Raw genomic sequence first — 24,825 nt, 5'->3', positions numbered from 1 at the left:
CCGACGCTACGCCGACGGGTGGTGCGGAAGCAGGGCTTCCCCTTATTGCCTCCCGACGCGCGCGGCACGGGCGTCCCTCGCCCCACGAACGTACGGCATGGCACCGACGTGTCCCGCGTCCCCCGTACCAGGGGTCGCACCGAGATCCACCGGATGCCGGAAGCTGTCAGGTGTGACCCTCCGCGCCCGCGCCGCCGTCCCAGCGTGCCCGTCTCATGTCGACGCGCGGCACATGGCCCTCGGTGGCGCGGCTCGCTTCCCGCAGGGGGGTGGCCTCCGCGCGGTAGTGGTCCAGCGCTCTCAGTTCGTGGCCGGGCAGCAGGACGCCGTCGGCGCGGACGACCCGCCACCACGGAACCGCGCCCCCATAGAGGGCCATGACACGGCCCACCTGGCGCGGACCGCCCTCCCCCAGCCATTCGGCGACGTCCCCGTATGTCATGACCCGCCCGGGCGGGATCAGGTCGGCGACCTCGAGGACCCGCTCCGCGTACTCCGGCAGGGCGTCCGCCGGAAGGCTCTCCTCGCTCATCCGCCCCATCCTGCCCCACGCCACCGACAATGGGACGTGGCGGCCGCCGCGTGCGTCCCTCGCCCCGGGGGCGGTCATCGGGCAGACTGTGCGCCCCCGCATTGCACCCTGATGCCCCTGTGTGCCCACCCGGCATGCCACCATCGTGCGGGCGGTGACTGGTGATACGAGACCAAGAAGAGACGATGAAGCAGCAGAGCGTGCACCCCGATGACGCGGCGGGCACCTCTGACGCCTCGTCGCGCCCGAACGCCTCCGAGGGCGGCGACGAGGGCGCGGACGGCGTCTCGAAGAAGGCCTCCGGCAGCACCCCTCCCGCCACCGAATCCGCTGACAAGGAAGCTGACGGGCCGGACAGGGAGGACGGGCAGGGCGAGGACGATCTCGATGAGGCGCACGCCGAAGAGGTCGAGGGTGACGAACCACTGCTCCCCGCGCGCGTGCACCGCCCTTCCGACCTCATGCGGCTGTCGGTCGGCATCCTCGGGATCATCGTCCTGCTGGCGATCGCCGCGTTCGCCCACGGCACCACCTCCGGACTCGAACAGGACATCAACAAGGGCACCGGACAGGCACCCGATCTCCTGATCAAGCTCGCCGGCCTGGGATCGAGCATCGCGATCCTGCTCGTACCGGTCGCCTTCGCGATCGAACGGCTGATCAAGCGGGACGGTCTGCGCATCGCCGACGGCGTGCTCGCGGCCGTCCTGGCGCACGGAGTGACGCTGGCGACCGACCTGTGGGTCGCCAGGGCCGCCCCGGACTCGATCCAGGAGGCGCTCACCCAGCCCTCGCCCGGCGACATCCACGCCCTCACGGACCCCGTGCACGGCTATCTCGCGCCGGTCATCGCGTACATGACCGCCGTAGGGATGTCACGCAGACCCCGCTGGCGGGCCGTGCTGTGGATCGTGCTGCTGCTGGACGCCTTCTCGATGCTGGTCACGGGCTACACGACACCGTTCTCGATCATCCTGACGGTGCTGATCGGCTGGACCGTCGCCTACGGAACGCTGTACGCGGTCGGCTCGCCGAACGTCCGCCCGACCGGCCGGACCCTGATGGCCGGCCTCAGGCGGGTCGGCTTCAAGCCGGTGAGCGCGGCCCGTGAGGAGGTCCCGGAGACCGCGGAGGGCGGGGACCGCGGCCGCCGGTACTTCGTCACGCTGGAGGACGGCCCACCCCTGGACGTCACCGTCGTGGACCGTGAACAGCAGGCCCAGGGCTTCTTCTACCGCGTCTGGCGGCGTCTGACGCTGCGCGGCATCACCACACGCCGCAGCCTCCAGTCGCTGCGGCAGGCGCTGGAGCAGGAGGCCCTCCTGGCGTACGCGGCCATCGCGGCCGGCGCCAACGCGCCGAAGCTGATCGCCACCTCCGAGCTCGGGCCGGACGCCGTGATGCTCGTCTACGAGCACACCGGTGGCCGCACCCTGGACTCCCTGGCGGACGACGAGGTCACCGACGAGCTGATGTCGGACACCTGGCACCAGGTGAAAGCGCTGCAGTCGCGGCGCATCGCTCACCGCAGGCTCGTGGGCGACGCGGTTCTGGTGGATCGTTCCGGCACGGTGATCCTCACCGATCTGCGCGTCGGCGAGATCGCGGCGGGCGACCTGGTGCTGCGCATGGACGTCTCGCAGTTGCTGACGACGCTCGGCCTGCGGGTGGGCGCGGAACGCGCGGTGGCCTCGGCCGTCAGTGTGCTCGGCCCCGACGCGGTGGCCGACTGTCTGCCGCTGCTCCAGCCGATCGCCCTGTCACGCTCCACGCGCGCGACCCTGCGCAGACTCGCCCGGGAGCGCGCCGAACGCGAGCGCGAGGCGGTCCTGGAGGCGTCCCACCTGGCCAAGCAGGCCCGTGCGGAGGAACACAGCAGGGCCGCCGAGCCGGGCAAGGCCGACAAGAAGGCCGTGCGGGCCGAGCAGCGGGCCGAGAAGCGGGCGCTCGACGAGGCCCTGGAGGAGGCCCGCGAGGAGGACCTGCTCACCCAGATCCGCCACCAGGTGCTGCTGATCAGGCCCCAGGCACCGGTCGAACCGGCCCGTCTGGAGCGGGTCAAACCGCGCACGCTGATCAGCCTCATCGCCGGCGCGATCGGCGCGTACTTCCTGCTGACTCAGCTCACCCATATCGAGTTCGGGCCGCTCATCGAGAACGCCGAGTGGGGCTGGGTCGCCGCGGCGGTGTTCTTCTCCGCGCTGAGCTATGTCGCGGCGGCGATGAGCCTGCTGGGCTTCGTGCCGGAGCGGGTGCCGTTCCTGCGGACGATCGGAGCGCAGGTCGCCGGGTCGTTCGTGAAGATCGTGGCCCCGGCCGCGGTGGGCGGTGTGGCACTCAACACACGCTTCCTGCAGCGTGCGGGGGTGCGGCCGGGGCTCGCGGTGGCGAGTGTCGGCGCCTCGCAGCTCTTCGGACTCGGCTGCCACATCCTGATGCTGCTGGCCTTCGGCTATCTGACCGGCACCGAGAAGACTCCGTCCCTGTCGCCCTCCCGCACCGTCATCGCGGGCCTGTTGACGGTCGCGGTGCTCGTGCTGGTGGTGACGTCGATCCCGTTCCTGCGCAAGTTCGTCGTCACGCGCGTGCGGTCGCTCTTCGCCGGTGTCGTGCCTCGCATGCTCGATGTGCTGCAGCGGCCGCAGAAGCTGGTCACCGGCATCGGCGGCATGCTGCTCCTCACGGGCTGCTTCGTGATGTGTCTGGACGCCTCGATCCGCGCGTTCGGCAACGAGGACGTGTCGATCAGCATCGCCAGCGTCGCGGTCGTCTTCCTCGCGGGCAACGCGCTCGGTTCCGCGGCACCCACCCCGGGCGGTGTGGGTGCCGTCGAGGCCACCCTGACGGTCGGTCTGATCGCCGTGGGCCTCCCCAAGGAGGTCGCCGCGCCCGCCGTGCTGCTGTTCCGTCTACTGACCCTGTGGCTGCCCGTGCTGCCGGGGTGGCTGGCCTTCAATCAGCTGTCACGCAAGGGCGCGCTGTAGGGACCCACGCGCGCGTGGGCCCTCCTTATCGACGTCGCGGTCCACGCGCGCGTGGACCGCTCTCCCGGGGCTCACCCGCACGGCCCGCGCCCCGAGCGCATCGTTCCGGGCGCCTCCAGGATGGGGGGCATGCCCCTCTCTCCCCGTCCGCGCGCCGTCGCCGTGACCGCCCTCGCCGTCCTGCTGTCCCTGACGGCCGCGGGCTGCGGCGACGACGCCCAGGGCGACGACGGGGACCTGACGACGCAGAAGCTGAGTTGGAAGACCTGCGAGGCCCCGTCCGAGGCCCAGGGCGGCGGCACCGCGCCCTCACCGCTGCCGGACGGCGACGCCTGGCAGTGCGCCACCATGAAGGCGCCTCTCGACTGGGACGACCCCGACGGCGACACGATCGGCGTCGCACTGATCCGGGCCCGCTCCAGCGGCTCCGCGAGCCGGAGGATCGGCTCACTCGTCTTCAACTTCGGCGGTCCCGGCCTCTCGGGCGTCAAGACGCTCCCCTCGTTCGGCGAGGACTACGCGAAACTGCGCACCCGCTACGACCTGGTGAGCTTCGATCCGCGTGGCGTCGGACGCAGCGCCGGCATCCAGTGCGAGGACGACGAGGCGCTCGACGAGTACTTCCAGCAGGACATGACACCGGACGACGCGTCCGAGCGGACGGAGTTCCTCGACAACACCGAGACGTTCAACTCCGCCTGCGAGGAGAACTCCGGCAAGACCCTCCCGCACGTCCCCACCACGGACGCGGCCCGCGACATGGACCTCATGCGGCGCGTCCTCGGCGAGGACAGACTCCACTACTTCGGCTTCTCGTACGGCACCGAACTCGGCGGCGTCTACGCCCATCTGTTCCCCGAGAACGTCGGGCGGGCCGTGTTCGACGCGGTCGTCGACCCGACCCAGACCGCCGAACAGGGCTCACTCGGACAGGCCAGGGGCTTCCAGCGGGCGCTCGACAACTACGCCCGGGACTGTGTCTCCCAGGTGGCGGACTGCCCGGTGGGCGACACCGCACAGGACGTCGAGGACCGGATCGTCAAGCTGCTCGCAGACCTCGACAGAAAGCCGATCCCCGGGGTCTTCCCCCGCGACCTGACCGAGTCCGAGGCAAGGAACGGCATCGCCCAGGCCCTGTACTCCCAGGACCTCTGGCAGTACCTGACGGAGGGCCTGCAACAGGCGTACGACGGGGACGGTCAGGTGCTGATGTTGTTGTCCGACTCGTTGAACGGGCGCAGCGAGAACGGCGAGTACAGCAATATCACCGCGGCGAACGTCGCCGTCAACTGCGCCGACGACAAGCCGCGCTACACCGTCGAGGACGTGGAGGGGAGGCTGGCCGAGTTCCGGGCGGCCTCGCCGGTCTTCGGTGACTGGCTCGCCTGGTCCATGCTCAGCTGCACCGACTGGGCGGTCGCCGGCGCGGCCGACCATCCCGATGTGCGGGCCCCCGGCTCGGCGCCGATCCTCGTGATCGGCACCACGGGCGACCCCGCCACACCGTACGAGGGTGCGCGAAAGATGGTCGAAGCGCTCGGGCCGGGGGTCGGGGTGGAGCTGACGTACAAAGGACAGGGCCATGGCGCGTACGGCAGCGGCAACGGGTGCGTCCAGAGTGCCGTGGACGGCTACCTGCTGTCGGGGAAGGTACCGAAATCCGGCACCGTCTGCTCGTGAACATGCAGGTCAGAACGTTATCCACAGGCCGTCTCGGCGCTCCCCGCGATCCGCATACCATGGCATGACCGTCATTCGGGACAACCGACGGACGGTACCGCGAGAGGGGGGAAGTGTTCATGGCGCGTTTTCCACGGGGGGCGGCGCTGGCCGCCGCCGTGCTGCTGGTCGCCGGCTGTAGCGGCGGCACGGACGACGGAGCCGACGACAGGACGGACGACGGGAAGGCCTCCGCAACCGCACCGACGCCTTCGGCCGCGTCCCAGGAACTCGACTGGGGGCGCTGCAAGGCGACATCGGAGGGTCCGGCGCCGGGCGACGAATGGCAGTGCGCGACGCTGAAGGTGCCACTGGACTACGCCGAACCGGACGGCCCGAAGATCGGGCTCGCGCTGATCCGCAGCGAGGCGACGGGCGACGCCGACGACCGTGTCGGCTCCCTCCTGTTCAACTTCGGCGGACCGGGCGGCTCGGGCGTCTCCACTCTGCCGTCGTACGCGGGCCTGACGAGCGAACTGCACAAGCGGTACGACCTGGTGAGCTGGGACCCGCGCGGGGTGGCCCAGAGCGACGGGGTGCGCTGCCGCAGCGACAAGGAGATCCAGGCGGGTGAGTCGGTGGACGCCACACCGGACGACACATCCGAGGAGACGGCCTTCTTCAAGGACGCGGCCGACTTCGGCGCGGGCTGCGAGAAGGCCGCGGGGCAGCTCCTGTCGCACGTGTCGACCACCGAGACCGCCCGCGACATGGACGTCATGCGCCAGGTCCTCGGCGACGAGAAGATGCACTACTTCGGTATCTCCTACGGCACCGAACTCGGCGGCGTCTACGCCCATCTGTTCCCCGAGAAGGTCGGGCGCCTGGTCCTGGACGCGGTGGTCGACCCGACCGCCGACACGGTGGGCCACGCGAAGAACCAGGCCCTGGGTTTCCAGCGCGCCCTCGACAACTATCTGAAGTCCACGGGCCAGGACCCCGACGAAGGCACCCGGAAGATCGAGAAGCTGCTGCGGCGCATCGACGCCGAGCCGCTCGCGACGACGTCCGGCCGCGAGCTCACCCAGACCCTTGCGACCACCGGGATCGTGCTGCCGCTCTACAGCGAGCAGAGCTGGCCCACACTGACCAGCGCGCTCGACGCGGCCGAGGACGGCGACGGCACCGAGCTGCTCGCGCTGGCCGACGGGTACAACGAGCGTGACCCGTCGGGCCACTACGGCACGACGACCCACTCCCAACGGGTCATATCGTGCTTGGACCAGAAGCAGCGGCCGACCCCGGAGGAGACGAAGAGGCTCCTGCCCGAGTTCCGGGAGATCTCTTCCGTGTTCGGCGAGTTCCTGGGCTGGGACACGGCGGGCTGGTGCCACGACTGGCCGGTGCCCGGCCTCACGGACTCGCCGGAGGTGAGCGCCCCGGGAGCGGAGCCCGTCCTCGTGGTGGGCAACACCGGGGATCCGGCGACGCCCTACGAGGGCGCGCGGAAGATGGCCGGGGAACTCGGCGAGGGCGTCGGTGTGATGCTCACCTGGAAGGGCGAGGGCCATGGCGCGTACGGCAGCGGCAGCGACTGTGTCGACTCGACGGTGAACGCGTATCTGCTGAACGGGAAGGTGCCCGAGGACGGCAAGGTCTGCGCGTAGTCCGGTGCGGCCACCGGCTCACGCCGGCCCACCGGGCAACGAAGAGGGGCTCGGCACGCATGGTGCCGAGCCCCCTCCGAAAAGGCGCCCGTCCGGTGAACCGGTCCGTGCGGCTAGTAGACCGGCTTGCTGGGCTCGATCTGGTTGACCCAGCCGATCACGCCACCGCCGACGTGGACCGCGTCGGCGAAGCCCGCCGACTTCAGGACCGCGAGGACTTCCGCACTGCGGACACCCGTCTTGCAGTGCAGGACGATCTTCTTGTCCTGCGGGAGGGCCTCCAGGGCGGTGCCCATGAGGAACTCGTTCTTCGGGATCAGCTTGGCGCCCGGGATGGAGACGATCTCGTACTCGTTGATCTCACGGACGTCGATGATCTCGATGTTCTCGCCGTCGTCGATCCACTCCTTGAGCTGCTTGGGAGTGATCGTCGAGCCGGCGGCCGCCTCCTGGGCCTCCTCGGATACGACGCCGCAGAAGGCCTCGTAGTCGATGAGCTCGGTCACGGTGGGGTTCTCGCCGCAGACGGCGCAGTCGGGGTCCTTGCGGACCTTGACCTGGCGGTACTGCATCTCCAGGGCGTCGTAGATCATCAGACGGCCGACCAGCGGCTCGCCCGTGCCGGTGAGGACCTTGATGGCCTCGGTGACCTGGATGGAGCCGATGGAGGCGCACAGCACACCGAGGACGCCGCCCTCGGCGCAGGAGGGGACCATGCCCGGCGGCGGGGGCTCCGGGTAGAGGCAGCGGTAGCAGGGACCGTGCTCGGACCAGAAGACGGAGGCTTGACCGTCGAAGCGGTAGATCGAACCCCAGACGTACGGCTTGTTCAGCAGCACGCAGGCGTCGTTGACCAGGTAGCGGGTGGCGAAGTTGTCCGTGCCGTCGACGATCAGGTCGTACTGGCTGAAGATGTCCATCACGTTCTCGGCCTCGAGCCGCTCTTCGTGGAGGATCACGTTCACGTACGGGTTGATGCCGAGGACGGAGTCGCGCGCGGACGCGGCCTTGGAGCGGCCGATGTCGGCCTGGCTGTGGATGATCTGGCGCTGCAGGTTCGACTCGTCGACCTCGTCGAACTCCACGATGCCGAGCGTGCCGACGCCCGCCGCGGCCAGGTACATCAGCGCCGGCGAGCCCAGGCCGCCGGCGCCCACACAGAGCACCTTGGCGTTCTTCAGCCGCTTCTGCCCGTCCATCCCGACGTCGGGGATGATCAGGTGGCGGGAGTACCTGCGGACCTCGTCTACGGTGAGCTCGGAAGCGGGCTCGACCAGGGGTGGCAGCGACACGGGGACTCCGTTGGTCGGTCAATCACTACAGTTGTTCTCCCCGTAACACTGCCACGCCCTTTTTCATTCCGAGACACCCGTTCCAACCAGCGAGACGATTTCGTCCCAGTAGCCGGGCATCGTCTCCCAGGGGTCGATCCTGCCGCCGCGATCCGTACGGTCGGTGAAGTAGATCGTGGCGGCCCCTTGCCAGCGGGCGATGCGCAGGGCCTCGTCGAGGTGACCGCGCGGGACGCCATGGACGAAGTGGCAGAAACGCTCGGGTGGATGGTCGGCTGTCCATTCGGCGGCCTGCGACCACCGGTAGTCGCTCCAGGGGCCGGAGAAGGTCACCAGCTGGTCGGCGGTCTCGACATAGCCGGGGTGTGGGTGGGTGCCGTGGCCGAGGACGATGTGGCCGCCGCCGAGGAGTGCGCGGAGTGTGGTGACCGTGCGGCCGGTCTCGGCGAGGGCGCCGCGCTCGGTGGGGCAGCGGTCCAGGAGGAAGCCGTCGACCAGATACCAGTCGAGATAGCGGCGGGCGTCGGCGGTGAGTTCGGCGAAGGCGCGCGCCCCATAGGTCATGTCCAGCCGGCCGAGGACCTGGACGCCCCCGTTCCGCAGGCGTCCGGCGGCCTCCAGACAGTGGCGGTCGGGGCGGGTGCCGGGGCCGTCGGCGACATCGAGGGCGACCCAGTGCAGAGGGGTGTCGGGGCGGGTGAGTTCGCCCCATTCCAGTGGAGCGACGAGGGGGTGGGCATAGCCGGGGACACCGATGCCCAGGCTTAACCCGGTGCGGGCGATGCCGGACGGGGCGGGGGTCAGATACGACACGCCGCCTCCATCCAGATGTCGGCCAGGGATTCCTCCAGGTTGATGCGGGGCCGCCAGCCGAGCCGGTCGCGGGCGGTGCGTACATCGGCCTGCTGCCAGCTGCCGCAGCCGTCCGGGTAGGGGTAGGAGACGGGGGCGGCGTGGTCGGGTTCGGGGCGGGGGTGGCCGATGGTGGACCTGAGGGGGTTGGGCGGGGCGTCCAGTTCGTGGAGGGCCCCGCCGTAGCCGGCGACGCGGGCGAGTACGGCCGCGGCGTCACGGAGGCGCACAGCCCGGCCGGAGCCGATGTTGATCACACCCTGGGCCGCGGAGAGCGAGGCGGCGTGGACGGCGCGGGCGACGTCGCGTACGTCGATGAAGTCGCGCTGGACGCCGAGGCCGCCGAGTTTGAGTTCGCCGTCGCCCGACTGCATGGCGCGGCGCATGGCTTCGGCGAGGCGGCCGAGCGGGGAGCCGGCGGGTGTCCCGGGTCCGGCGGGCGAGAAGACGCGCAGGACCACGGCGTCCAGGCCGGAGCCGAGGACGAGTTCGGTGGCGGCGAGCTTGCTCACTCCGTACGGGCCGCCGGGGCGGGGCACGGCGTCCTCGGCGGTGGAGGAGCCGGGCTGGCTCGGCCCGTACTCGGCGCCGCAGCCGAGTTGCACCAGCCGCGCCCCGCAGCCGCTGCGGCGCAGGGCTTCGCAGACGGTGGCGACGGCGACGGTGTTGTGCCGGGTGAGTTCGCGGGCACCGCCGCGGGTGGCGCCGGCGCAGTTGACGACGACTCCGGGGTGGACGGCGTCCAGGAAGCGGGTGAGCGCGCCGGGGCTGCCGGTGGCGAGGTCGAACCGTACGTCGGCGTCGTCGCCGCGGCCGAGGGCGGTGAGCTGGACGGCCGGGTCGGCGAGCAGACGTTCGGCGACGAAGCGGCCGAGATATCCGTTGGCTCCGATCAGCAGGACCCTCATCGGGCGGCTCCCGGGGCGGGTTCTCCGGTTCGGGAGGTGATCATCTGGCGTTCTCCTTATGGGGTGGTGCCGTGGGTGATGAGGTGTCCCGCGGTGTCGGCCCCGCGGGAAGGGGACGCACAGGGCGGGAGCCCCGCGCATCGGTCGGGCTCGGACTTCCCGCGGCGGCATGGGGCCGTCGCGGGAAGTCCGAGAGGGTCAGGTCGCCCCGGAGGGCAAGGCATGGGCCGAGGCCCGGGTCAGGGTGCGGAGGGTGTGAAGGAGCAGGGCGAGTGCGGCGGTGCCGCAGACAAGGGCAGGAACGGCCTCGGGCCCCCAGGCATGGGTGACGGTCTCGACGGGGACTGCCAGGAAGGAGCAGCCCGGCAGGCGGCTCGCGAAGACGGTGCCGAGCGCGAGCGCCTCGGCCAGCGCGGCCGTGCGGAGGGCGATCACCGGGGCCTGGGCGAAGCCGTGGGCGATGAGGAGACGGGCGAGCAGCAGCAGCGCCCCGAGGGCCGCGGCGCCCGCGTGGCCGGCGGGCTCGTCCAGGAAGGTGCCGCAGAGCGCCAGCAGGGCGGCCAGGGCACCGAGGTGAAGTGCGAACACGCCGAGGATCAGCGGCTTCATGGACTCGGCGAACTCCGCGAGGCCCCGGCTGGCGGTGAGTTTGCGGCGAGCCCGCACGGAGAGGAGGTGGGCGCACCAGACGGCGGGAGTGCAGGACAGGGCGAGCGCGAGCACGGGTGCGACGGACAGGGGCCACATCCCGTGGGGCCCGCCGTCGAGCCCGGCGGCGAGCAGGCCGTCGCCGAGAAGGGCGTACGCGATCAGCCAGCAGGTCCAGGCGCGAGTACGGCCCGCTGTACCGGACGGGGCGCGCAGTGGACCCCGGTCGAGTGCCGTGCGGAGGCCGAACGCCACCGCGAGGGCGCCGAGGGCCGCGGCCGCGAGCCGGGGTTGGCCCTCGGTGAGCCGTACCCCGACGACGCCCGCCGCGCAGAGGGCGCCCGGCAACAGGGGGAACAGGACCCATCCACCGCGTGCGCCGGGCGCGCTCGGCACTGGCGCGCGCTGCGCGGATTCCTCACCGTCCCGCGACACGCGCGCGTACATCTCCTCGGCGAGCGAGAACACGTCGCGGTGCCGAAAGCGGGCGGCCGTCCGGTCGGTCAGCCCGTGCGCCTCCAGGCCGGCGGCGATCTCCAGGGGGTCGACCGCCCGCTCGCAGAGTTCCCGGTGCCGGTGCATCAGCGCCTTCACGGGGTCCACGACACCGCGCCGGGGAGCGGACCTGGGTCCGGCCCCGGGTAGGGAAAGGTCGTCGCGGGGCGCCCGGAGGACAGGGTCGGGCGGGGCGACGAGGTCCCGCGGGGCCAGGAGGTCGTCCGGCGTCATGGCGTCCACCGGGTGCTTCGCATCGAACCCGTCCAGCCCGTCCAGCCCGTCCAGTCCGTTCAACCGCAACTCGCTCATCGCGCCCCCTCCCCCGCGGGCACCGGCTCGTCGGCACCCGCACCTGAAGGCCTTTCCGCAGCCCGTACCGAAGCGGACGCCGCTGCCGACGCCCTGGTCACACCGGTGACTGCGGCAGTGGCCGAGACCGAGCGGGGGGCCGCCGTCGTGGCACCTGCCCCATCGGCGGTCGCAGCGGACGCCGAGGCCGTGGCCGGGAACCGGGCCACGGCCCTGGCACCCGCCGAAGCGGCGTCCGCGGCGGAAGTCGAAGCGGTGGTGGCCGCCGCCGAAGCTGCGCCCCCGGCTGAGGCCGTGCCGGAGGCCTCAGCCGAGGTCGAGCCGCGTACAGCGCCCCGCTCCACAGCCGAGCCGGCCTCGGAAGCCGCCCCAGGAACAGACCCAACGGCCGGTGTCCCGCCCACCGCCGAAGCCGCCCCTCGCGCAGACACCCCGCCGCGCGGAGCCGCCCCGTCCGGCCCCGGACCAACGTCCCGGACCGCCCTGTCCCAACCCGGACCAGCGTCTCGAACCGGCGCCCCATCCCGCCCCATCACCGCGTCCCGGACCGGCGCCCCATCCCGCTCGGGCACCGCCTCCCGGCCCGGCGCCGCAGTCCGCGCAGCTGAGCCAACCGCCCAGCGCGGTCTCCCGGCCCCGGCCCTCTTCTCATCCGAACCCGCCGTCCCGGCGCCCCCGGCACTACCAGCACCACCGGTTCCCCCGACAGCCCCAGCCGCTCCGGAAGCTCCGGCCATTCCGGAAGCCCCCGCCACTCCAGCCACCCCCACGACACCGGCCACCCCTGCCACACCCGCAACCCCTGCCACACCCGCTACGCCCACCACACCCGCGCCCCTCACTGCCCCAAGGCCCCCCGCAGACGGCCGGGATTCGGTCCAGCGGCCGGGGACGTGGGCCTCGGCAGGGGCCCCGAAGGGAAGTGGTTCGCCGGCGGAGTCGAGGACGATCTTGCGTACCGGTGCGTGGGAGACGATCTCCAGGTAGATGCCACGAAATGCCGCGACGTTCTGCTCCACCGTGAAGAGTTCGAGAGCGCGGGCGCGGGCGGCCGCGCCCAGGCGCGCACGGCGCTCGGGTTCACGCAGGAGCGCCACGCACGCTTCCGCGAGCGCCCGCGGATTGCGCGGGGGGACGACGAGCCCGGTGCCGCCGATGACCTCCACGACCGCTCCCACGTCGGTGGAGACCGTGGGCCGGGCGCAGAACATGGCCTCGACCAGGCTGATCGGGAACCCCTCGACGACGCTCGACAGCACGACCACCGCGCCTGCGGCGTAGGCCTCGGCCAGGTCGGGGACGGCCGGGTCGCCGATCTCCTCGAAGGAGACGGGGTTGTCGCCGACGGCGTGGACGCCGTCCGCCTCGTCGGGGAAGAGCTGCGCGGCGAGGGCCTTGCAGTGGCCCAGATAGGCGGTGGCCTCGGCCCCCGCCGCCGCTCCGACGATCCTGAGCCGCGCCCTGGGCTCCGCCCGGCGGATCTCGGCGAAGGCGTGCAGCAGCGAGATCAGGTCCTTGGCGGGCTCGATCCGGCCCACCCACACCAGCGTGTGCGGATCCGCGCACTCCGGCGACTCGCCGACCTCCGCGAAGCGGGCGGCGTCCATGCCGGGGTAGACGGTACGGATCCTGGCCCGGTCGGCGCCGCAGCGCTCCTGCCAGCGGCGGGCATGGGTGTTGCCGGGGGTGAGACAGGCGGCCTGCCGGTACACCTCGGCGGTCAGTCGCCGGTGGAAGGCCGCGAGGAGCGCGCGTACCGGCGCCTCTCCCGACGTCCCGAGGTAGTGCGCCCGCAGCGGCACGCCGTATTCGGTGACCAGGAGGGGCACCCCGTGGAAATGTCGGGCCAACAACCCGGGCAGCGCGGCCGATCCGCCCGCCGCGGCATGGCACAGGTCGACCGAGCCGAGGCCGTCGTCCTCGTACCAGTCGAGCGAGAGGGGGCGCAGGGCGCGTTCCAGATGGGTGGCGACGGTCAGCAGATCCGGTACGCGAGCCTCGCGCGCCCCCCGCAGCGCGCCCGGCGCGCGACAGGCGCGCTCCAGTGTGCGGACGGCGGCCTCGGAGCGCAGCGCGCCGACCAGTCCGCCTTCGTCCCGGGCCAGCTCGGCGAGCCCGTACAGCGCGTTGCCGAAACGGTCCGCCTCGGCATCGACCGGACCCTCGCCGTTCCGCCCACCCGCATCGGCGCCGCCCGCTCCTCCCGAACAGACGGCCGCAACGAGCTCGCCGTACGCCTCCGCGAAGCGCCTTCGCGCCCGGCGGCCATGAACGACCCCGTCGTCCTCGGCCGTCCACAGCGGTGCCGTACGGACCCGGCTGACCTGCGACGGCAGCGGGATCCAGCCCTCGTCCTCCTGTTGCTCGCTCCGGCTGAGCGCGTAGATGTCGAACTCGTGTCGCTCCAGCCCACGTACGAGTCGGTCGCACCAGAGCCTGGCGTCACCGCTCACATACGGATAGCCACCCTCCGTAAGCAGTCCGATGCGCACGCGTGCACCCCCGATCTCCCGTTTGTGGAGCCGCCGTTCGCCCGGCGGCCCGCAGCGGGACGAACGTATGCGGACAAGGCAGTGGCGCGACGGACGGTTGTCCATCGCGCCACCAAAAGGGGTGAACGGTCGTAACTTTCACTAGCGGGACGCGTTTTGTCGCGCTACAGGATCACTCGATCACGCTGCGTGGGCCACCGACGGCCCCGGCGGAGCCGGTCAACTCCCCGGATAGGGCCAGGGATTGGCCTTGCAGGTGATCCCGCCGTAGGTAAGGAACTTGCTCTGCTGCTGCATGACGGGCGCGAGTTCGCCGTCCTTGTCGCAGGTCACATGGGGGTACTTGAGGCGGTGGCCGATCTCGTGGTTGATCAGCATCTGCCGGTACGCGTGGATCTCGTCGCCGTACGTCTCCGAACCCTGGGCCCAGCGGTACGCGTTGATCATCACGCGCTCGGTGGCGGCCGAGTCGCACGAGACGTTGTCCACGGTGGTGTCGAGCCCCGACTTGGCGCACCAGAACGCGGTGGTCCCCGGACTCGCCAGCGTGATCACGAAATCGGGTGTGCCCGAGGAGATCCGCTCGAACGTACGGCCACCACCGTGGGCCCAACTCCGTTCGTCGTTCAGGGTCTTCTGCACGGCGTCGGCGAACAGTTCCGCGTCCAGCCCGAGCCCCTTCTCGACATCGACCCGGTAGCGGTACTTCTGCCCCGCCCCCGGCGCCCTGTCGAAGCCCCCGACCGCCTCGAACTTCCCGCCGCCCTCCAGATCCACGGCGAGCGCGTACTTCTGGTCCATCTTCTGCTCGTACGTCAGCGGGGTCGCGCTCGGGCTGGGCGGGACCGACGGTGTGGGCCGGTTGTCACTGCGCGAGGCGTCGCGCACGGCACGCTCGCCGGCGTCGGCGGCCTGCGGCCGAGCGGCGGTGTCGTCCTCCCCGACGGCCATCTGTCCGCCCACGACGACCACCAGCACGGTCGTGACAGCGGCGGCCGCGATCCCGACGAACGCCCGCCCCTTGCCGCCCTTCGCCGTCCCGGCGACCTCGGCCTCGTCGCCCGGCGGCTGCTCGGACGCCCCCTGGGACGCGCCCTGTGACGGCCCTTGTCCGGACACGCCCTGCCGGGGTGACCGTCGGCGCAGCGGTTTTTCCTCCAGAGCCGTCTCGGCTCGGCCGTCGTCGTCGGCCCCCGGCGCGCCGCGATGGGTCCGGCCGGGTGCGAAGGCGTCGTCGACCTCGTCGAAGGCGTCCAGATAGGCCTGGCGGGGGCCTCCGGGGGGCATGGTCTCCTGCCGCTGCCGGGGAATGGGGATACGGCGGCCCGAACTCTCCGGAGGCACGCCGTGCGGGGCGCCATGGGGTGACGCCTCGCCCGGCCCACCATAGGGGGGCCCGCCGGGAGCCCCTGGCGCCACGCCGGGTCCGGCACCCTGCCGACGCCCGGCACCACCCAGGTGGCCCCAACCCCCGCCCGCTTCACGCTGTTCGGGGTGTTCTCCCCGACCCGGAGGAAAGCCGCGCGCCTGGGCACCGTCCGGGACACGCGGGAAGCCGTGCGCGGGCGTGCCGTCCGGGAAGCGCGCCCCCTGCTGCCCGGGCGCGCCGTCAGGGAGACGGGGGAACCCGTGCGCCGGAGTGCCGTCCGCGAATCGCGGTACGCCGTGTGCCGGTGTGCCGTCGGGATGGCGCGGGAAGCCGTGCGCGGGCGTGCCGTCGGGGAAGCGCGCGCCCTGCTGCCCGGGCGCAGCGCCCCCGAAGCCGGGCGGCCGACCCTGCTGCCCCGGCACGCCACCACCGAACCCCGACGGCCTCCCCTGGCCCGGGGCCCCTTGCCCCGGCGTCCTGCCGTACCCCGGCGCCTCGTGCCCCCGGGGCGGCGCAGCGCCCTGCGGCGGCTGCGCCTGCGGCCGAGCGGCGGACGGCCGGCCACCCGCGCCGGTGGACGCATCCGTCCGAGCTGTCCTCATATCGGCTGCGTTGTCGGCTGTGACATCGGCTGTGACACCGGTTTTGATATCGGTTGTGTCGCCTTTCGGCGCCCGCCCCTTGCGGCTGTGCCGTCCCACGCCGCGCCTCAGCTCCCCACGCCGGGCGAGCCCTTGGGCGGCCCTTCGGCGACCGAATCACCGTCGTCGGCGCCGACCGACCCACCGCCACTCACCGAACCACCCTCACCCGAAAACTCGACCGACCCCGACCCGGACCCGGACTCTGCACCCTTCTCCGAACCCACCGGCACCAGATCCGCCGCCTCCGAACCCACGGACACCAGATCCGCCGCCTCCGAACCCACGGACACCAGATCCGCCGATTCCGAACCCGCCGGCATCGCATCCGCCCCGCCCCGCGAGCTCCCCGAATCCGCGAGCAGTTCGCGGAACGCGGCGGCGACCGCCTCCGGGTACTCCATCATCGCCACGTGCCCCGCGTCCGGCAGGGAGACGAGACGGGAGTCGCGGAAGGAGCGGGCGGCGCGCTGGGCCATGCGGTAGCCGACGAGCTGGTCGCGTCGGCCGTAGACGAGGAGGGTCGGGGCGAGGACCCGCTCGGCCTGGCGCCAGAGCGAGTGCTGCCCGCCCAAAGTGTAGGCGTCCACGATCCCTCGGGCCGAACGCGTCAACGCGTCCCACATGTACGGCAGTTGTAGGCGCCGCTCCATCTCCTCCACGGCGTTGCGGAAACCCTCGTCCGTGACACGGCCGGGGTCGCCGTAGCAGAGCGCCGTGACGCCCCGGACGCGCTGTTCGGCGCTCCAGCCCTTGGTGAAGCGGGTGAAGAGCGCCGCCATGCCCGGCAGGGCGAGCAGCCCCGTCGGCACGGCGGTCCGCTGCACGCGCAACTCCGGCAGGGCGGGCGACACGAGGGTCAGGGTGCGGACGAGGTCCGGGCGCAGTGCGGCGACACGGGTCGTGATCGCGCCGCCGAGAGAGTTGCCGAAGAGGTGTACGGGGCCGCGCCCGGTGGAGTCGAGGTAGCGGATGACCGCGCGCGCGTGTCCGGTGACGGAGTAGTTGCCGTCGTCCGGCGGCGGCGAGTCGCCGAAGCCGGGCAGGTCGAGCGCCTCGCTCTCGACGAGCCCGTCGAGCAGTGGCATCAGCGCGGACCAGTTCTGCGAGGAGCCGCCCAGGCCGTGCACGTACAGGGCGGGCGGCAGCCCCTCGCGCGCCGGCGGTCTCGACCGAACCGACAACGTGATGCCCGGCAACCGGACCGACCTCAGCCGCTCACCGGGCGCCACGCGCACGGCACTCGCCTTCGGCGACGCGGTGGCGGTCAGCAGGGACGGCAGATCGGTCGAAGACATGCGGGCAATGTTACGAGACGATCACGCAGTGACTCATGTGTTCGCCGTCACAGACGACACCACAATTCAGCCACTTCTCAGGGGGTACCGGATGCCGGTCACTTCGCCGCCGGACCGTCCGCGCCCCGACGGTCCGCACCGGGTCCGGCCCGACCGCGTAGCGCCGCGATGACCTGTCTCCTAGGCTCGGAAGCGTGCTCGCGGAGGGGCCCGCAAGCCCGCCCACGAGCCGGCCCGGAAGCGGCCCGGAGGCAGCCCGGGCACGCACCCCGGACCGAGACCGGGCACAGGCTCGCGAGCCGAGCTCGCGGGCGGCGCATCCGGGCTCGCGAAGAGGGCACCCGTACGTGGCCCCCGTCGCCGTCGGGGACGTTCCGGCGGCACCAGGACAGCACCGGGCAGCAGCAGGAAAGGGGAACCACGATGGCAGTCGATCCGACCGATCCCGACACCTTCGCCGAGGAGGACTCCGTGGAGTTGGACGATGTCGAGGCCCCCGAGGCCGATGCCGCCGAGCAGCACGCGGACGTCGCCCCGCACCGGGACGATCCGCTGACCGACGTCGATCCGGGCACGGCCAACGAGGCCGATCTGGCGGAACAGGCCCGCGTGGTCTCCCTGGACGAGGACGACTATCGGTAACCCGATCCTCACCAGGGACGACGACCGGTGACGAGAAAGGGCTTCCTTCTGCCCGCCCTGCCCCCGTTTGACGTGATTGGCGGCACTTTCCCAGCTGTCCGGTCCGTGAAATTCTGCGCTCGCACCGCGCACACCAGGGTTACTGAAAAGTACGATGGCGGCGCGGCGCACACCCGCATGTGGACGATCTTGGGAGGCGGCGTGACAGCCATCGAGCAGACAGAGGCGGCGCGCCCGCGGGGCACACGGCTGCCCCGCCGAGCCCGACGGAACCAGTTGCTGGGCGCCGCCCAGGAAGTCTTCGTGGCCCAGGGCTACCACTCCGCCGCGATGGACGACATCGCCGAGCGCGCCGGAGTCAGCAAGCCGGTGCTCTACCAGCACTTCCCCGGCAAGCTCGACCTCTACCTGGCCCTGCTGGACCAGCACTGCGAGGCCCTGATCCAGGCGGTGCGCGGCGCGCTGGCGTCGACGACCGACAACAAGCAGCGGGTCCGGGCGACGATGGACGCCTACTTCGCGTACGTCGAGGACGAGGGCGGTGCCTTCCGGCTGGTCTTCGAGTCCGACCTGACGAACGAGCCCGCCGTGCGCGAGCGCGTCGACAAGGTCACCAACGAGTGCGCCGAGGCCATCTGCGACGTCATCGAGGAGGACACGGGCCTCTCCCGTGCGGAGTCGATGCTCCTCGCCTCGGGTCTGGGCGGCCTCTCCCAGGTGGTGGCACGGTCCTGGCTGCACAGCGACCGCAGCGTCCCGCGTGAGCAGGCGGTCCAGTTGCTGGCCTCGCTGGCCTGGCGCGGTATCGCGGGCTTCCCCCTGCACGGCCTCGACCAGCACTGACCCCGTCGGCCGGCCGACCCCGCCGCACACAGGTCCGGGGATTTGTTCCCGCCCCCTGTTCGCTCCTGGCGTTCTCGGGCGGAGCGTGTACGTCCCCTCACCGGGCTAATGTGTGCTGCGTACGGCGCGGAAGCCCGCGCATTTCACTGACCGTCGGAGGGACATAGCCGTGGAGGTCAAGATCGGCGTGCAGCACGCGCCCCGCGAGATCGTTCTGGAGAGCGGTCAGAGTGCCGAGGAGGTCGAGCGTGCGGTTGCCGAGGCGCTGACCGGCAAGTCGGCGCTGCTGAGCCTCACGGACGAGCACGGCCGCAAGGTGCTGATCCCGGCCGACCGTCTCGCTTACATCGACATCGGCGAGCCGACCGTCCGCAAGGTGGGCTTCAGCGCGCTGTAGTCACGAGCACAAGAGGCGTACGGAAGGGGCCCGGTGGTGTGAAACCACCGGGCCCCTTCCATGCGCCCGCGTCTCATGGCCGCCATGGGACGCGCGCCACAGAGCGGCCACAACTCGTCCACAGACGATGATTGCGTCCCACGCCTCGCGGGTAATACCGGCTACAACCGATTTGCCCAGGCCAGGCCGTGCGGGAGGGAACCCGATCATGTTCTTGGAAGCACTCGGATCCGCACTCCTCGGTTTCGCCCTCGCCTGCGCCGTCGTCTACCGTCTGCCGCACCGTCTGCCGGCCCGCGCTCTGGTCCTGCCGACGGGCACCGCCGGTGGCCTCTTCGGCGCGTTCCTCACGCACACGGCACTGGGTTCGGCCAACTACCTGGTGGTCCTCGCCGGCGCCCTCGTCGTCGCGGCGGCCTCCCTCTCGCTGCTCCTCCGCCCGACGGAACGCTTTCGACGCAGCAGCTCAGCGACAGCGTGAGGATCAACGGATAGGGGCGAAGCCCCATCCAGGGGCGCGGGGCAGTGCGGGACCAGCCACGAAGCACCCGCACCCGCCCCGGCCGGACGACAGCTCACCCCACGGCGGCTAGGGCGTGTTGCGAAAGTCCCGCCTGCCTCGCGACGCCATGCACGCACTCTCGCCGCGCCGGGCGAAAGCCCAAGTACATCCAGTACGAGGGCTTCCGCCCGGCACGCCGAGAGCACGCACCTGACGCCGCGAGGCCCGCCCTTCGGGCGAACGACGGGACTTTCGCAACACGCCCTAGGCGCTCACGCTGCCAGGCCGAGCGCAGCCATCCGCTTGGTGTGTGCCTCGGTGATCCGGGAGAACATGCGCCCCACCTCGGCGAGGTCGAACCCGTCGGCCACACCGCCCACGAGCATCGTGGACAGGGCGTCCCGGTCGGCCACCACCCGCTGCGACTGCGAGAGCGCCTCCCCCATCAACCTCCTTGCCCAGAGGGCGAGTCGGCCGCCCACCCGCGGGTCCTCGTCGATCGCGGCCCGCACCTTCTCCACGGCGAACCCGGCGTGCCCCGTGTCGTCGAGCACCGCGAGCACGAGTCCGCGCGTGTCCGAGTCGAGGTGCGCCGCGACCTCCCGGTAGAAGTCGCTGGCGATCGAGTCGCCGACGTAGGCCTTGACGAGGCCCTCCAGCCAGTCCGAGGGGGCGGTCTGCTTGTGGAAGCCGTCGAGCGCGTCGACGAAGGGCTCCATGGCGCGCGTGGGCTCCTCCCCGATCTCGGTGAGCCGGCCGGCGAGCCTCTCGAAGTGGTGGAACTCGGCCGCCGCCATCTTCGCCAGCTCCGCCTTGTCGACGAGGGTCGGCGCCAGCTTCGCGTCCTCCGCGAGCCGTTCGAACGCCGCCAGCTCCCCGTACGCCAGCGCGCCCAGCAGATCCACCACCGCGGCGCGGTACTGCGGGTCGGCGGAGGCACGCTCCCAGTTCTGGGCGGCGATCCCGGTGACCTCCGTGGTGTCGGCGGCGTCGGCGGACTCGCCGCCGGTGGCGTTCTCAGGCTTGTCAGACGTGGTCATGAAGCGCACAATAGCCCGCTCCGCGCAAGGCGGAAGGGCCCGGTCATATCGCGCGCCCCACAGTGTGACGACGACTACGTGACCAAATCGGCCATCGCATATGCGCGATTCCGGGGTATGGTGGTAATGCGCCTGCTGGTACCGAGATGTAGTTCGACGGTGCCTCGACAGGCCGCACGCATGAGGATGCCCGGTCGGTGGCCCGATCGGCTCCGACCCGACAGCCCTCCTTTTCCGTACGGCACTTCACGTACGGCGTCCGGAGGGAACCCCTCAGCGGTATGAGCGCTAGAGCGTCGGCAGTGGTCCCGTGCCCACACGGTCCGCCCGTGAGGGCGGCCGACGTCCCCCGGCACGGTCTGACACGCCCCCCCGCGCTCGCCTCACACCGCGTACACAGAAGAGGCAGCACCCTGACTACGACTTTCCGCGATCTCGGCATCTTCCCCGAGACGGCCGAGGCCCTTGAGGCCGTCGGCATCATCACCCCCTTCCCCATCCAGGAGATGACGCTCCCGGTCGCCCTCTCCGGCACCGACGTCATCGGCCAGGCCAAGACCGGCACCGGCAAGACGCTGGGCTTCGGTCTTCCGCTCCTCGAGCGCGTCATCGTCCCCGCCGACGTCGAGGCCGGCCGCGCCAAGCCCGAGGACCTCGTCGACTCGCCGCAGGCGCTCGTGGTCGTCCCCACCCGTGAGCTGTGCACCCAGGTCACCAACGACCTGCTCACCGCCGGCAAGGTGCGCAACGTCCGCGTCACCGCGATCTACGGCGGCCGCGCGTACGAGCCCCAGGTCGAGGCCCTGAAGAAGGGCGTCGACGTCGTCATCGGTACCCCCGGGCGGCTCCTCGACCTCGCGGGCCAGAAGAAGCTGAACCTCAAGCACGTCAAGTGCCTGGTCCTCGACGAGGCCGACGAGATGCTCGACCTGGGCTTCCTGCCCGACGTCGAGAAGATCATCAACATGCTTCCGGCCCGCCGCCAGACCATGCTGTTCTCGGCGACCATGCCGGGCGCGGTCATCGGCCTCGCCCGCCGTTACATGTCCCAGCCGACGCACATCCGCGCCACGGCTCCGGACGACGAGGGCGCGACGGTCCGCAACACCTCGCAGCACATCTACCGTGCGCACAACATGGACAAGCCCGAGCTGGTCGCGCGCATACTGCAGGCCGACGGCCGGGGACTGGCCATGGTCTTCTGCCGCACCAAGCGCACGGCCGCCGACCTCGCCGACCAGCTCAAGCAGCGGGGCTTCGCCTCCGGCGCGGTCCACGGCGACCTGGGCCAGGGCGCCCGCGAGCAGGCGCTGCGCGCCTTCCGCAACGGCAAGGTGGACGTCCTCGTCTGCACCGACGTCGCCGCCCGCGGCATCGACGTCGAGGGTGTCACCCACGTCATCAACTACCAGTCCCCCGAGGACGAGAAGACGTACCTGCACCGCATCGGCCGTACGGGCCGCGCGGGCGCCAAGGGCATCGCGATCACCCTCGTCGACTGGGACGACATCCCGCGCTGGCAGCTCATCAACAAGGCGCTGGACCTCGGGTTCAACGACCCGCCGGAAACGTACTCGACGTCCCCGCACCTCTTCGAGGAACTGAGCATCCCCGCCGGCACGAAGGGCGTCCTGCCGCGTTCCGAGCGCACCCGCGCCGGGCTGGACGCGGAGGAGCTGGAGGACCTCGGCGAGCCGGGCGGGCGTGGTCCGCGCGGGCGTGGCGGCCGTGGCAGTGGCTCCTCCGGTCCGTCGTCCGCCGAGCGTGAGCGCCCGGCGCGTACGCCGCGTCGTCGCCGCCGTACGCGTGGTGGCAGCACCGCGGAAGGGGCGTCGCCGGAGGCCGTCGCGGTCACGGAGCCGTCGGAGTCCACGCAGACGCCGGGCAGCGACTCCGTCGCGTCCGAGCCGCGTACGCCTCGCCGTCGCCGCCGGACGCGCGCCGGGGCGAACCCCGCCGCCGAGGCCGTGACCGGGGCCGAGACCGAGACCGAGACGGTCGACAGTGCGCCGGTCGAGTCGGCGGAGGTCGTGGTCGACACCGTCGCGGGCGCGCCCGTCGAGTCGGTGGAGGAGGCTCCCAAGCCGCGTCGCCGCCGCACCCGTAAGTCGGTCGAGGCCGCCGCCGCTCCCGTGGCCGAGGCCGCGCCCGGCGCGGATGCCGCGCTGGACACGGCGGAGGGTACGACCGGCGTCGAGCCGGCCGCCGAGGCCGTGACCAAGCCGCGTCGCCGTACGCGCAAGGTCGCCGCCCCCGTCGAGGCGGCGCCGGCCGAGACCGTGAGCGAGGAAGCCGCGGCCGCGGCCGAGGAGGCCCTGGCAACGGCCAAGCCGCGTCGGCGTACCCGTAAGGCCGCCGAGAGCGTCGAGAGTGCCGTCGAGGCGACGGACAGCGCCGCCGAGGCGCCCAAGCCGCGCCGCCGGACCCGCAAGGTCGCTGCGACGGCTGCCGAGAGCGTGGTGGAGGCTGTCGCCGAGGAGGCGGTGGTCGAGGCTCCGGCCCCGCGTCGTCGGACCCGCAAGGTCGCGGCCGCCGTCGAGGCGCCTGCCGCCGAGGCCGTGGTCGACACGGCGGAGGGCACGGCTGTCGCCGAGCCTGCCGCCGAGGCCGTGACCAAGCCGCGTCGCCGTACGCGCAAGGTCGCTGCCCCCGTCGAGGCGGCGCCCGCCGAGACCGTGAGCGAGGAAGCCGCGGCCGAGGAGGCACCGGCAACGGCCAAGCCGCGCCGGCGTACCCGCAAGGTCGCCGAGAGCGTCGAGAGCGTGGGCGAGGCGACGGACAGCGCCGCCGAGACCGCCGTCGACGCCGCCGAGGCGCCCAAGCCGCGCCGCCGGGCCCGTAAGGTCACGGCGGCGGCTGAGGGGGCGGTTCCCGCGCAGCCTACGGAGGAGCAGGCGACGAAGCCGCGTCGGACGCGGAAGGCTGCGGCGTCCGTGGACGGTGGGGAGGCGGGGGCTGAGGCTCCGGCTCCTCGGCGGCGGGTGCGGAAGGCTGCTGTGGCTGTGGTGGAGGGCTCGGAGGGCTGAGTCCGTTCTGGCTGGCTGGTGGAGGTCCGGTTCCCTGGTGGGGCCGGGCCTCCGGCCTTTTTTGCTCGCCCCCGCCGCCCCTACCCGTCCCGTCCTTGAGGGGCTGCGCCCCTTCGACCCCCAAGCGTCCCTTCGGTGGGGGCTGGTCGCGCAGTTCCCCGCGCCCCTGAAAGGCCTACGGCCATTTCGGGCCGAAAAGCACGGGGCGCAGCCCCTGCTTTTCAGGGGCGCGGGGAACTGCGCGAGCAACCCCCACCCACCACGCACCCGACAACGCACCCGACGCCGCCCCCAGGGGCACCACGAGCCGCCCCCGCCGGGGCCCGTTACGCTCCCCCCATGAGCCGTCCCCCCTCGTTCACCCCTCCTCCCGGCGCGCGCGCCCATCGTTTGCGTACCCCTCGTGGGGAGTTCGCCGTGATCGAGGCGGGGGTGGCGGTGAAGGGGAGCGTCCTGCTCGTGCCGGGGTTCACCGGGAGCAAGGAGGACTTCATCGCGCTGCACGAGCCGTTGGCGGCGGCGGGGTACCGGACGGTGGCCGTGGACGGGCGCGGCCAGTACGAGAGCCCGGGCGCCGAGAACGACGAAGCGCCTTACGCTCAGGCGGAGTTGGCGCAGGACCTGCTCGCCCAGGCACAGGCCGTGGGCGACGGCGGCCCGCTCCACCTCGTCGGCCACTCACTCGGCGGCCAGATCTCCCGCGCCGCCGTGCTGAGGGACGCCTCCCCCTTCGCCTCCCTCACCCTCATGGCCTCGGGCCCGGCCGAGATCTCGGCCGGTCAGCAGGAGCGCGTGAAGCTGTTGCGGGACGCCCTGGCCGTGATGGACATGGAGCAGGTGTGGGACGCCATCCAGGCGATGGAGGCACCGGAGCCGGAGGAGGCCGACACGGGCGCCCTCGACGCGGGGCTGGACGACCGGGACGACCTGCGCCGCCGCTGGCTCGCCACCCAACCGGCCCAGCTCATCGCCACGGGCCGCCAGCTCTGCGCGGAACCCGACCGCGTCGCCGAACTCGCCGCCGTGGGCCTGCCCAAGCACGTCATCTCCGGCGAACGCGACGACACCTGGCCCATCCCGGTCCTCGACGACATGGCCGTCCGGCTGCGCGCCCACCGCACCGTCGTCCGCGGCGCCGAGCACTCCCCCAACACCGATCAGCCGCAGGCGACGGCCGACGCCCTCATCGGCTTCTGGGACCGGCTCGGCCGCTGAGCGCCACTAGG

At 72.1% G+C, this 24,825-nt stretch carries 18 protein-coding genes; 9 read left to right on the top strand and 9 right to left on the bottom strand.

Features of this window, described 5'->3' with window-relative positions; all coding sequences use genetic code 11:
• Positions 1–166: 166 nt before the first annotated feature.
• A complete protein-coding gene (locus HW837_RS19370; protein ID WP_045559075.1) occupies positions 167–532 on the bottom strand; it encodes an MGMT family protein in 366 nt (121 codons plus the stop codon).
• A 185-nt stretch (positions 533–717) separates the two neighbouring features.
• On the opposite strand from HW837_RS19370, the gene HW837_RS19365 reads away from it, so the two are divergent.
• From HW837_RS19365 to HW837_RS19355, 3 genes are all read left to right on the top strand, one after another.
• Positions 718–3,516 (top strand): lysylphosphatidylglycerol synthase transmembrane domain-containing protein, encoded by a 2,799-nt coding sequence (locus HW837_RS19365; protein ID WP_193381536.1) that lies wholly within the window; start codon positions 718–720, stop codon positions 3,514–3,516.
• A gap of 129 nt (positions 3,517–3,645) precedes the next feature.
• Entirely contained in the window at positions 3,646–5,196 is a 1,551-nt protein-coding gene (locus HW837_RS19360; RefSeq protein WP_045559077.1) for an alpha/beta hydrolase, read from the top strand.
• A 119-nt stretch (positions 5,197–5,315) separates the two neighbouring features.
• Positions 5,316–6,842 carry an alpha/beta hydrolase gene (locus tag HW837_RS19355; RefSeq protein ID WP_193381537.1) on the top strand — a complete coding sequence of 509 codons (1,527 nt, stop codon included), beginning with the start codon at positions 5,316–5,318 and terminating at the stop codon, positions 6,840–6,842.
• Positions 6,843–6,955: 113 nt separating this feature from the next.
• Here HW837_RS19355 and moeZ read toward each other — a convergent pair whose 3' ends face one another.
• The 7 genes from moeZ to HW837_RS19320 all read right to left on the bottom strand — a co-directional run bounded on the left by moeZ (position 6,956) and on the right by HW837_RS19320 (position 17,149).
• Positions 6,956–8,134, bottom strand: a complete 1,179-nt coding sequence (gene moeZ, locus HW837_RS19350; RefSeq protein WP_045559079.1) for an adenylyltransferase/sulfurtransferase MoeZ — start codon at positions 8,132–8,134, stop codon at positions 6,956–6,958.
• Between the two features lie 63 nt (positions 8,135–8,197).
• Complete coding sequence (locus tag HW837_RS19345; protein ID WP_045559080.1) at positions 8,198–8,947, bottom strand: spherulation-specific family 4 protein; 750 nt, start codon at positions 8,945–8,947, stop codon at positions 8,198–8,200.
• Complete coding sequence (locus HW837_RS19340; RefSeq protein WP_045559081.1) at positions 8,935–9,894, bottom strand: NAD-dependent epimerase/dehydratase family protein; 960 nt, start codon at positions 9,892–9,894, stop codon at positions 8,935–8,937. The genes HW837_RS19345 and HW837_RS19340 overlap by 13 nt, the downstream gene beginning before the upstream one ends.
• A gap of 198 nt (positions 9,895–10,092) precedes the next feature.
• Entirely contained in the window at positions 10,093–11,349 is a 1,257-nt protein-coding gene (locus HW837_RS19335; protein ID WP_237270252.1) for a hypothetical protein, read from the bottom strand.
• Positions 11,346–13,841: a DUF3492 domain-containing protein gene (locus tag HW837_RS19330; RefSeq protein ID WP_313895647.1), complete on the bottom strand. Its 2,496-nt coding sequence runs from the start codon at positions 13,839–13,841 to the stop codon at positions 11,346–11,348. Before HW837_RS19330 ends, HW837_RS19335 begins: the two co-directional genes overlap by 4 nt.
• Before the next feature lie 219 nt (positions 13,842–14,060).
• Positions 14,061–15,632 carry a DUF3152 domain-containing protein gene (locus HW837_RS48730; protein ID WP_456340286.1) on the bottom strand — a complete coding sequence of 524 codons (1,572 nt, stop codon included), beginning with the start codon at positions 15,630–15,632 and terminating at the stop codon, positions 14,061–14,063.
• Between the two features lie 287 nt (positions 15,633–15,919).
• Positions 15,920–17,149: an alpha/beta fold hydrolase gene (locus HW837_RS19320; RefSeq protein WP_193382685.1), complete on the bottom strand. Its 1,230-nt coding sequence runs from the start codon at positions 17,147–17,149 to the stop codon at positions 15,920–15,922.
• A 423-nt stretch (positions 17,150–17,572) separates the two neighbouring features.
• On the opposite strand from HW837_RS19320, the gene HW837_RS19315 reads away from it, so the two are divergent.
• The 4 genes from HW837_RS19315 to HW837_RS19300 all read left to right on the top strand — a co-directional run bounded on the left by HW837_RS19315 (position 17,573) and on the right by HW837_RS19300 (position 19,512).
• Positions 17,573–17,791: a hypothetical protein gene (locus tag HW837_RS19315; protein WP_045559084.1), complete on the top strand. Its 219-nt coding sequence runs from the start codon at positions 17,573–17,575 to the stop codon at positions 17,789–17,791.
• A gap of 201 nt (positions 17,792–17,992) precedes the next feature.
• Positions 17,993–18,634, top strand: a complete 642-nt coding sequence (locus HW837_RS19310; protein WP_045559253.1) for a TetR/AcrR family transcriptional regulator — start codon at positions 17,993–17,995, stop codon at positions 18,632–18,634.
• A gap of 169 nt (positions 18,635–18,803) precedes the next feature.
• Positions 18,804–19,031, top strand: coding sequence for a DUF3107 domain-containing protein (locus HW837_RS48725; RefSeq protein ID WP_045559085.1), 228 nt, complete (start codon positions 18,804–18,806; stop codon positions 19,029–19,031).
• A 208-nt stretch (positions 19,032–19,239) separates the two neighbouring features.
• Entirely contained in the window at positions 19,240–19,512 is a 273-nt protein-coding gene (locus HW837_RS19300) for a hypothetical protein (RefSeq protein WP_045559086.1), read from the top strand.
• Positions 19,513–19,805: 293 nt separating this feature from the next.
• Here HW837_RS19300 and HW837_RS19295 read toward each other — a convergent pair whose 3' ends face one another.
• The gene (locus HW837_RS19295; RefSeq protein ID WP_033525496.1) at positions 19,806–20,582 is read right to left on the bottom strand and encodes a ferritin-like fold-containing protein; all 777 of its coding nucleotides are present in this window, start codon (positions 20,580–20,582) and stop codon (positions 19,806–19,808) included.
• A 320-nt stretch (positions 20,583–20,902) separates the two neighbouring features.
• Between HW837_RS19295 and HW837_RS19290 the strand changes: the two genes are divergently transcribed.
• On the top strand, positions 20,903–23,599 hold the full coding sequence (locus HW837_RS19290; protein ID WP_390623618.1) for a DEAD/DEAH box helicase: 2,697 nt from the start codon (positions 20,903–20,905) through the stop codon (positions 23,597–23,599).
• A gap of 339 nt (positions 23,600–23,938) precedes the next feature.
• Positions 23,939–24,814 (top strand): alpha/beta fold hydrolase, encoded by an 876-nt coding sequence (locus HW837_RS19285; protein ID WP_093792435.1) that lies wholly within the window; start codon positions 23,939–23,941, stop codon positions 24,812–24,814.
• The last annotated feature ends 11 nt before the right edge of the window (positions 24,815–24,825 follow it).

It is taken from the genome of Streptomyces caniscabiei, from assembly GCF_014930365.1.
Taxonomy (GTDB): Bacteria; Actinomycetota; Actinomycetes; order Streptomycetales; family Streptomycetaceae; genus Streptomyces; species Streptomyces caniscabiei.
The sequence above is the reverse complement of the archived record's forward strand: the minus strand, read 5'-3'. Positions and strand labels throughout refer to the sequence as shown.